The sequence below is a fragment of the Intrasporangium calvum genome (assembly GCF_028446585.1).
In the GTDB taxonomy this organism is placed as follows: domain Bacteria; phylum Actinomycetota; class Actinomycetes; order Actinomycetales; family Dermatophilaceae; genus Intrasporangium; species Intrasporangium calvum_A.
Genome location: NZ_JAPFQL010000010.1, coordinates 41,750 through 50,422, shown reverse-complemented (window position 1 = coordinate 50,422; position 8,673 = coordinate 41,750). Strand labels below are relative to the sequence as shown.

The 8,673-nt window shown below is 71.6% G+C and carries 10 protein-coding genes; 4 read left to right on the top strand and 6 right to left on the bottom strand.

What is annotated here, in order from left to right:
- A partial coding sequence (locus OO014_RS03845) for a hypothetical protein (RefSeq protein ID WP_272460951.1) occupies positions 1 to 248 on the bottom strand: 248 nt, incomplete at its 3' end.
- Positions 249 to 490: 242 nt separating this feature from the next.
- Here OO014_RS03845 and OO014_RS03840 point away from each other — a divergent pair.
- The 4 genes from OO014_RS03840 (at position 491) to OO014_RS03825 (ending at position 3,224) form a co-directional block, all read left to right on the top strand.
- The gene (locus tag OO014_RS03840; protein WP_272460950.1) at positions 491 to 1,153 is read left to right on the top strand and encodes a hypothetical protein; all 663 of its coding nucleotides are present in this window, start codon (positions 491 to 493) and stop codon (positions 1,151 to 1,153) included.
- 105 nt (positions 1,154 to 1,258) lie between these two features.
- A complete protein-coding gene (locus tag OO014_RS03835; protein ID WP_272460949.1) occupies positions 1,259 to 1,969 on the top strand; it encodes a class F sortase in 711 nt (236 codons plus the stop codon).
- A 17-nt stretch (positions 1,970 to 1,986) separates the two neighbouring features.
- Positions 1,987 to 2,289: a hypothetical protein gene (locus OO014_RS03830; RefSeq protein WP_272460948.1), complete on the top strand. Its 303-nt coding sequence runs from the start codon at positions 1,987 to 1,989 to the stop codon at positions 2,287 to 2,289.
- Positions 2,289 to 3,224 carry an ornithine cyclodeaminase family protein gene (locus OO014_RS03825; protein WP_272460952.1) on the top strand — a complete coding sequence of 312 codons (936 nt, stop codon included), beginning with the start codon at positions 2,289 to 2,291 and terminating at the stop codon, positions 3,222 to 3,224. The genes OO014_RS03830 and OO014_RS03825 overlap by 1 nt, the downstream gene beginning before the upstream one ends.
- Before the next feature lie 10 nt (positions 3,225 to 3,234).
- On the opposite strand, the gene OO014_RS03820 is transcribed toward OO014_RS03825, so the two are convergent.
- The 5 genes from OO014_RS03820 to OO014_RS03800 form a co-directional block, all read right to left on the bottom strand.
- A complete protein-coding gene (locus OO014_RS03820; protein WP_272460947.1) occupies positions 3,235 to 4,056 on the bottom strand; it encodes an SRPBCC family protein in 822 nt (273 codons plus the stop codon).
- 7 nt (positions 4,057 to 4,063) lie between these two features.
- Entirely contained in the window at positions 4,064 to 4,921 is an 858-nt protein-coding gene (locus OO014_RS03815; protein WP_272460946.1) for an FAD binding domain-containing protein, read from the bottom strand.
- Positions 4,918 to 7,407, bottom strand: coding sequence for a xanthine dehydrogenase family protein molybdopterin-binding subunit (locus OO014_RS03810; RefSeq protein WP_272460945.1), 2,490 nt, complete (start codon positions 7,405 to 7,407; stop codon positions 4,918 to 4,920). Before OO014_RS03810 ends, OO014_RS03815 begins: the two co-directional genes overlap by 4 nt.
- Positions 7,404 to 7,919 carry a (2Fe-2S)-binding protein gene (locus tag OO014_RS03805; protein WP_272460944.1) on the bottom strand — a complete coding sequence of 172 codons (516 nt, stop codon included), beginning with the start codon at positions 7,917 to 7,919 and terminating at the stop codon, positions 7,404 to 7,406. The genes OO014_RS03810 and OO014_RS03805 overlap by 4 nt, the downstream gene beginning before the upstream one ends.
- Positions 7,920 to 8,027: 108 nt before the next feature.
- On the bottom strand, positions 8,028 to 8,636 hold the full coding sequence (locus OO014_RS03800) for an ArsR/SmtB family transcription factor (RefSeq protein WP_272460943.1): 609 nt from the start codon (positions 8,634 to 8,636) through the stop codon (positions 8,028 to 8,030).
- Positions 8,637 to 8,673 lie beyond the last annotated feature (37 nt).

The following is an 8,673-nucleotide window of genomic DNA, read 5'->3' as shown; positions in this document are numbered from 1 at the left end:
ACGAATCGGACGAGCTTCGGGGTGACGAAGTGGGTGAAGCTGAAGTCGAAGAGCGCCAGCAGGACGCCCTTCGAGTCCTGCGCCGCTCCCATGGCGGTCTGGATGGGGCTCTGCGCCGCAAGCGTCTCGGCTCGGGTCGGCTGGTGCGAAGCGATCGGGGTCGTCGGCTCGGTGGGCTCACCGAACACCGGTGGCTCAGCAGGGTGGTGGCCGAAGGACGTCTGCTCGGGCGGGCTCTGGTCGGTCATGTCTCTCCTCGCTGCAGGCCCGAATCCCTCGGGCCGTGGTTTCGGCACTGACGGGCATCGAGCCTAGGCCGTCGACCCGCTTGGTAACGACCGGGTGACAGCCCGGGCTCTGGAGTGGTGGTGCCGGCGAATCCCGAGTAGGAACGATATGTCCACTGGTCTCCCCTCCGGCAGCGTGGACGATCGGCGCCGTCGGGGGTGCCTGGGGACGCCGACATCGACTTGGAGTTAGGGGAACTGTCATGACCACCACCATCGGCCTGCGACGTCGAGCGCTCTCGCTCGCGACGGCCGTGGCCTTCGCCGCAACAGGGGCCTTCGCGCTCGCGAACGGGTCCGCAGCCAGCGCGAACGAGCACACCGTGTGGGTGTACGTCTGCAAGTACGTCGGGACGCCGGGAGAGGACGAGCGCCTGCAAACCGGGCAGAACCCCATCCTTGTGGAGGCCCACTCGCTCGAGTCACCGCCCGTGATCGGGGCCCCCTTCCAGGACGAGCAAGGACGCTCGGTCGTGATCGGCTACGGCGAGCCGGGCGGGGGCCAGGAGGGCGAGCCCGAGCCGGTCTGCCCGCCGGAGCTGCCGCCGCCTCCCACCGAGACGACTCCGCCGCCCACCACGAGCACCACCACGACCACCACCACCACGACGACAACGGCAACGACGCCGCCGACCACGGAAACGACGCCGCCGGAGACCGAGCCGACGACCACCACGCCGCCTACGGGTGCCGGTGGTGGCGTCACGCCCGGGCCCGGCGCTCCCGACACCGGTGGCGGCCCCGCAGACCCGAGCGGGGACTCGACGCCGATCAACGGCCTCATCGGCACCGGCCTGCTGCTCGGTGCGGCCGGCATCATGACGGCTGAGGCGGTCCGCCGCCGCCGCGAGACGACGCAGGGCTGATCCCCTGAGCTGAGCCAGCGATGCAGGGGCCGCCGGTCACGTCGACCGGCGGCCCCTGCATCATGCTGGGAAGCACAGCCCACGCCCAAGGCACCGGGAGGAGACGTGAAGCCGAGCCCACGGACCGTGCTCGCGACCGTTGCGGCCGCCCTCGTGGCGATCATCGCGGTCTGGGTCATCGTGGCCGAGCCGTTCGGCACCGGTGCTCCGCGGCAGGGGCAGGCCGCCACCCGGCGAGCCGATGTCCCGACCGCTCCGAGCGAGACCTCGACGGCACGCGAGTCCACGGCGACGTCAGCGTCGGCGTCGACGTGCCGGGCCGGTGTCCCCGCGCGTCTCGTCATCCCCGCCCTGGGTGTCGATGCGCCCTTCGAGCAGATCGGGCTGGATCGCGCGGCCCCGCCGGATGCGGAGGGCAGGCGGCCGCTCGGCAACCCCACGGACCGCACCAAGGCCGGTTGGTACGCCGACGGGCCGAGGCCCGGGACCGGCGTGGGCACCGTGCTCACCAACGGGCACACCTACCGCGACAACTCGGCGATCTTCCGGGAGGACTTCGCGGAACGCATCGAGGTCGGCCAGCTCATCCACGTCAGGCAGCGCAACGGCTCGACCTGCTCCTACCGCGTCGACCGGGTCTGGCGGGAGGTCAACGCCGCCCGGGAGTACCCACGCATCGTCGTGTCGGAGCGGCTCTACGACTTCGAGGGCCCGGAGCGCCTCTTCCTGACGACCTGCGGCGGCAGCTGGAACAGCCTCACCCAGAACTACGACGACATCAGCCTGCTGATCGCCTCTCCGGTGCGGCGCGGTTGACGACATACGCTCGGCGCATGCCGCAGGTCAGTGCCGACGCCCACGTCCCCCTCGGACCCGATGCCGCGAGCGCCCTCGCCGAGTCGCTCCCACCGACCCCGCTGCGCGTGCCGCCGCACGTCCGGTCCCTGCACGCGTCGTGGCGGTTCCGGCCGGAGCCCGAGGGAGCGCTCGCGATCCACACCATCGCGTATGCCGCTGGGCCGGCTTGGCTGGCCACGCTCGCTCACGAGCCCACCCAGTGGGTGCTGCGCCGACAGGCGACCCGACGGGTGGAGCAGCTCGCGGCGGCTGCTCGTTCGGGGGGGTGGGGCGCGTGATGGCGGCTCCCCGCTGGGTCGACGCGGCGGAGATCCACCGGGTGCTCTCACCGGATCGGGCCCGGCGGCTGATCCGGGCCACTCTCGAGGCCGGCTTCGACCCCGCCGGTGACCCAGCGCGACTGTCCCCCGTCGTGCCGGGCGGACAGCTGCTGATCATGCCGTCGTCGGCCCCCGGCGCCGTGGGTGTGAAGGTGTTGTCGGTCGCCCCGGACAACCCGGCGAGGGGGCTCGAGCGGATCCAGGCGCTCTACGTGCTCTTCGACCCGGAGACGTTGGCGCCGTCGGTGATCCTGGACGGCAGCGCCATCACCTCGCTCCGCACGCCCGCCGTGTCGGCCGTGGCGATCGACGAGCTGGCGCCGGCGACGGTGCACGAGGTCACGGTCTTCGGCGCCGGGCCGCAGGCCCTCGGGCACGTGGAGGCGATCCTGGCGATCCGGCAGCCGGAGCTGGTCACCGTCGTCGCGCGCCAGAACGACCGCGCCCGGGCCACTGCGGACCTGGTCGCGGGGCTCGGCGTGCGCGCGACCGCCCTCACCGCCGGCGACTCCGCCGTGGCGGCCGCCGTCGAAGCCTCCGAGATCGTCGTCACGGCCACGTCAGCGGGCACGCCCGTCCTCGACGGCTCGCTCGTCGCCGACGGCGCCTGTGTGATCGCCATTGGTTCGCACGAGCCGGACCGTCGCGAGCTCGACGCGGGCCTCATGGGGCGAGCGCTCGTCGTCGTGGAGGACGTCGCCACGGCGCTTCGTGAGGCCGGGGACGTCGTCATGGCCGTGGCCGAAGGGAGCCTGAGTCAGGATGCGCTCCGCCCCCTGAAGGACCTGGTGACCGGCGGCGTGACGCGCGCCGCCGGTCGACCAAACGTCTTCAAGAGCGTCGGCATGTCCTGGGAGGACCTCGTGATCGCGAAGGGTGCCGCGGAGGCCTGACGAGGCGGGGTCAGCGCGAGCCGCGCCTCCCCGCGAGCCAGCCGATGATGACGCCCACGGCCACGGCGGCGGCATAACCGGCATACCGCTGCGCGAGCACCGGCAGCACCGCCGAGCCGAGGTCGAGCGCGTCATCCGCCGACTCCGCGGCCGGTGCGGGCCGCCGGAGCGCCGCTGGTGGGCCCGCTGCCTCGGCCGCCTCGGCCGCCTCGGCCTTTGATCGGGCCACCTCCTGCGCCAGGGTGAGCGGCTCTCCGGTGTCACGCACCTGCTCGGGCACGGCGTCGGTGACGATCTCGGGACGCGTCGCGGCCTCGTCGACGTCCTGCACGGTCGCCTGTGGGACGGGGGCCCCGGCAGCGCCGGCGCCGGCGCCGGCGCCTCCGGCTGTCCCACCCAACTGCTTCTCGATGCAGGCGATGAACTGACCCAGCAGCTTGTCCGAGACGTCCTGCATGACGCCGCGACCGAACTGCGCGGGCTTGCCGGTCACCGCCAGGTCGGTGACGACATCGGCCCGGGCCCCACCACCGTCCGGCGTGAGCTGGACGGTCACGGTCGCGCCCGCGGTGCCGTTGCCCCGCTTGTCCTTGCCCTTCGCCTCGATGACCGCGCGGTGGTTCGCGTCGTCCCTCGCCACGAACGAGCCCGAGCCGCCGTAGACGAGGGCGATCGGCCCGAGCTTGACCTTGACCGTGCCGGTGAAGCCCTCGTCGGTCACCTCCGTGACGGTCGCACCGGGGAAGCAGTCGCCGACGCGCTGCAGGTCCGTCAGGAGCGCCCAGGCATCGTCGGCCGAGGTCGGCACGGTGAAGGAGTGGGTCAGCTCCATCGCCGGATCACGCCCCTGCCGCAGCGAGGACCGCCCGACGGGTCAGCACCGTCGCCAGGTGCCTGCGGTACTCGGCGCCACCGTTGAGGTCGGACGGCGGGTTGGTGCCCTCCGCGACCTGAGCCACTGCCGCTCGGACCGCCTCGTCGGTCGCCGCGCGCCCCACGAGCGCCTCCTCGACGGCCCGGGCCCGCAACGGCGTCGCCCCCATGTTGGTGAGCCCCACCCGCGCCTCGGCGATGGAGCCGCCGTCGACGCGCACCGCGGCGGCGACCGCGACGATCGACCACTGGTGGCTGACCCTCACGAACTTCTCGTAGTGCGAGCCCCAGCCCGTGTGCTTGGGGATCCGGATCTGCGTCAGCAGCTCGCCCTCGCCGACCGCCGTCGTGAAGAGGTCCTCGAAGAAGTCGTCAGCGGCCACGGTGCGGGTCTGCCCACCCGCGCCCGCGATGACCAGCTCGGCGCCCAGCGCAAGGACCGGCGCCCCCACGTCACCAGCCGGGTCGGCGTGGACGAGGGCGCCACCCACCGTCCCGCGGTGGCGGATCTGCGGATCGGCGACGGTCGCGACCGCCTTGGACAGCAGCCCGGCGTGAGTGGAGACGAGCTCGGAAGCGAGCACAGCGGCATACGGCGTCATGGCGCCGATGACGATGGCGTCACCTTCCTCGGACACCCCTTGGAGCTCGGGGATCCGCCCCAGGTCGACGACGACGCTCGGGGCGTTGAGCCGCATCCGGAGGATCGGCAGCAGGGACTGTCCACCGGCGAGCACCTTGGCGTCGTCACCGTGCTCGGCCAGCGCCGCGAGCGCGTCCGCGACCGTCGTCGGGGCCACGTAGTCGAACGATGCGGGGATCACTGGGCACCGCCTTCCGTCTCGGGGGTGTCTTGGTTGGGGGCCGCCGGATCGAAGTGCGGCTGGGCGTCACCGGAGGACTCGACCTGGCGGGTCGAGCCGCCCGACTGGATCGCCCGCCAGACACGCTCGGGCGTGCAGGGCATCGGCACGTCGTGCACGCCCATCGGGCGCAGCGCGTCGACGATCGCGTTGACCACTGCGGGTGTCGACGCGATGGTGCCCGCCTCGCCGACTCCCTTGGTGCCCAAGGTGTTCGTCGTCGACGGGGACTCCGTGCGGTCGGTGACGAAGCTGATCGTGTCGGCCGCCGTCGGGAGGGTGTAGTCGACGAAGGAACCGGTCACCAGCGTGCCGTTCTCGTCGTACTCCGCGCCCTCCCAGAGAGCCTGCGCGATGCCTTGCACGAGCCCGCCGTGCACCTGGCCCTCGGCGATGAGCGGGTTGACGACGACACCGATGTCGTCGACGCAGACGTAGGAGCGCATCTTCGTCGCGCCCGTCTCCGTGTCGACCTCCATGGCGCACAGGTGCGTGCCGTGCGGGAAGGAGAAGCTCACCGGGTCGTAGGTGGCGTCGGAGTCGAGCCCCGGCTCCACCCCGTCGGGGAGGTTGTGGGCCGCGAAGCTGGCCAGCGCGATCTCGGCGATGCCGAGGCCCTGGTCGGTGCCCTTGACGCCGAAGCGCCCGCCGGTGAACTCCAGGTCGTCCGCACTCGCCTCGAGCAGGTGGGCCGCGACGACCTTCGCCTTCTCGATCACCTTGTCCGCCGCGAGGACGAGCGCCTCGCCACCGACGACGAGGGAACGCGAGCCGTAGGTGTCGAGCCCCTTGTGGCTGATCTGCGTGTCGCCGTGGAGGACCTCGACGTCCTCGAAGGGCACGCCGAGCCGGTCCGCGACGATCTGGCTCCACGCCGTCTCGTGGCCCTGGCCGTGCGGCGACGTGCCCGTCACGACCTCGACCTTGCCGGTCGGCAACATGCGGATGTTCGCGTGCTCCCAGCCGCCCGCGCCGTAGCTCAGCGAGCCGAGCACCCGGGACGGGGCCAGCCCGCACATCTCCGTGAACGTCGAGACGCCGATCCCCAGCTGGACCGGGTCGTTGGACGCCCGCCGCCGCTGCTGCTCCGCTCGCAGGCCCTCGTAGTCGAAGAGCTCACGAGCCCGGGCCGTCGCCGCCTCATAGTTGCCGGAGTCGTAGGTCATGCCGGCGACCGTCGTGAAGGGGAACTCCTCGTGCTTGATCCAGTTCTTCTCGCGGAGCTCCAGGGGGTCGAGCCCCAGCTCGGCCGCGAGCTCGTCCATCATCCGCTCGATGCCGAAGGTGGCCTCCGGCCGGCCGGCGCCACGGTAGGCGTCGACCCAGGTCTTGTTGGTCAGGATCGTCTGGACGTTGAACCGGTAGGCCGGGAACTTGTAGATCGAGTTGAACATCCAGGCCCCGAGCACCGGCACCCCGCCGCCGACGAGGGCGACGTAGGCACCGAGGTCGGCGAGCAGTTCGACCTTGAGGCCGGTCACCGTGCCGTCCTTGGTGGCGGACAGGGTGAGCTTCTGCCACTGGTCGCGGCCGTGGTGGCCTGACAGGAGGGACTCGGAACGGGTCTCGGTGTACTTCACCGGCTTGCCGAGCTGCCGTGCCGCGGCGAAGGCGATGAACTCCTCCGGGGTCGTCTGGAGCTTGCCGCCGAAGCCGCCACCCACGTCGGGCGCGATGACCCGGATCTTCGACTCGGACACCCCGGTCGTCGCGGCGAGGAGGAAGCGCAGGATGTGCGGGATCTGCGTCGCCGACCACATGGTGATCTGCTCACCCGTCGGGTCGACGACGACCGACCGCGGCTCCATGAACGCCGGGATGAGCCGCTGCTGGCGGTACTCGCGTTCGATGACGACGCCGTCGGTGCGGGCCGCCTCGATGGCCGCGTCGACGTCATCGCCCGTGCCGCCCTCCTTGGAGTCGAGCTGCCAGAAGGCTGACTTGTTGGTGCCGAGATCGGGGTGCGCGAGCACCTCGTCCTTGAGCGCCTCCTTCATGTCGAGGACGGCGGGCAGCTCCTCGTAGTCGACGTCGACGAGCTCGGCGGCGTCGCGAGCCTCCGCGGCGGAGCGGGCCACGACGCAGGCGACGATCTCTCCGGCGCAGGCGACGTGGTCGACCACCATCGGCAGGTGCGTCGGAGTCACCTGGTCGGCGCTGATGGGCCAGGCGTTGGCGTTGGCGCCCTGGACGTCCTTGAGATCGGCCCCGGTGAGGACGGCGACGACGTTGCGGGCGGCCTTGGCCTCGTTGGTGTTGATCGCCGTGACCCGGGCGTGCGCGAACGGGCTGCGGACCATCGCGATGTGGAGCATCCCGGGCAGGGTGACGTTGTCGGTCCAGCGGGTCCGGCCGGTGATGAGGCGCTGGTCCTCCTTGCGCCGGCGGGCCCGGCCCACCTCGGCCTGACTCGACTCGGCGGTGGGGTTGTCCTCGGTGATCGTCATGACGCCACCTCCTCGCGGGCCGGCTCGGGCTGGTCGGTCGCCATCGCCGCGGCCGCCTGCTGCACCGCCTTGACGATGTTGTGGTAGCCGGTGCACCGGCAGAGATTGCCCTCCAGGCCCTCGCGGATCTCCTGCTCGGACGGGTCGGGATTCTCCTTGAGCAGGTCACACGCCTGCATGATCATGCCTGGTGTGCAATAGCCGCACTGGAGACCGTGTGCCTCGTGGAAGGCCACCTGCATCGGGTGGAGCTTGCCGTCGCTGCCGGCGGTCTCCGCCAGGCCCTCGATCGTGGTGACCTCGTGCCCGTCCGCCTGGACGGCGAGCACGTTGCACGACTTCACGCTCCGCCCGTCGAGGTGCACGGTGCACGCTCCACAGTTGCTCGTGTCGCACCCGACGACGGTGCCGGTCTTGCCGAGCGTCTCCCTCAGGTAGTGGACCAGCAGGGTCCTGGGCTCGACATCGTCGGAGTACTCCACTCCGTCGACGTTTACGGTGATACGGGTCATTCCTTGTCCTCCTGCCGCACTGCAGTGACGAATGCCATAGTTCGCGGGGGTTGCCCCTTGGGAGTCTCACCCGCCGCTGCCGCGGAAACAAGACCAGATCGTCACGGATCAGTCGGTTGAGTCGGGAGCGACCGGGACGAACGAGAGCACGAGGGACATTCGCGTGGCGCCTTCTGGCGCGTTGCCCGAGTGCCGCTCGGGCAACCCCCGCAGCAGGTCCTCGATGCGGGCCACGACCTCGCGGCGCTCCTCGTCGGTCAGCCAGGTCTCGCTGATGCTGATGCCGACGTTGTCCCTGGGTCCCGGGCGCTTGCCGCTGCCCGGCTGGGCGGCGGCCTCGCTCGCCGCGACCTGGGTGGCGATGTTGTGGGCGAGCCTGGCGAGCTCGCCACGCACCACCGCGTTGGCGACCACGACCCCGTCGGGTGACTTGGGTGCATAGCTGAGCTCGGTGAACCGCGACCGCCATGGTCGCGTGCGGGCGTCGCCGGCGCCCTCTGCTCGCTCGGCGATTCCGTAGCGCTCGAGAGCCCGCAGGTGGTGGCTCACGGCCGAGGGCGTGAGGCCGACGAGCTCGGCAGCCTCGGTCGCGGTCATGACACGGCCGGCCAGGAGCTCGTTGATGATCCGCTGCCGGGCGGGGTGGGACAGCGCGCGCAGGGCGCGAGGGTCGTCGACCTCGAGTGCGCGGGTGGGGCGGCGCCGGGGCGTGGCCATGGGGCCATCGTAGGACAGGTGTGAAGTCTTGACTTCA

Excerpts from the sequence above, each read along its gene's own strand:
- OO014_RS03840 (WP_272460950.1), top strand. The coding sequence starts at position 491 with ATGACCACCACCATCGGCCTGCGACGTCGAGCGCTCTCGCTCGCGACG.
- OO014_RS03830 (WP_272460948.1), top strand. The coding sequence starts at position 1,987 with ATGCCGCAGGTCAGTGCCGACGCCCACGTCCCCCTCGGACCCGATGCC.
- OO014_RS03825 (WP_272460952.1), top strand. The coding sequence starts at position 2,289 with ATGGCGGCTCCCCGCTGGGTCGACGCGGCGGAGATCCACCGGGTGCTC.
- OO014_RS03820 (WP_272460947.1), bottom strand. The coding sequence starts at position 4,056 with ATGGAGCTGACCCACTCCTTCACCGTGCCGACCTCGGCCGACGATGCC.
- OO014_RS03810 (WP_272460945.1), bottom strand. The coding sequence starts at position 7,407 with ATGACGATCACCGAGGACAACCCCACCGCCGAGTCGAGTCAGGCCGAG.
- OO014_RS03805 (WP_272460944.1), bottom strand. The coding sequence starts at position 7,919 with ATGACCCGTATCACCGTAAACGTCGACGGAGTGGAGTACTCCGACGAT.
- OO014_RS03800 (WP_272460943.1), bottom strand. The coding sequence starts at position 8,636 with ATGGCCACGCCCCGGCGCCGCCCCACCCGCGCACTCGAGGTCGACGAC.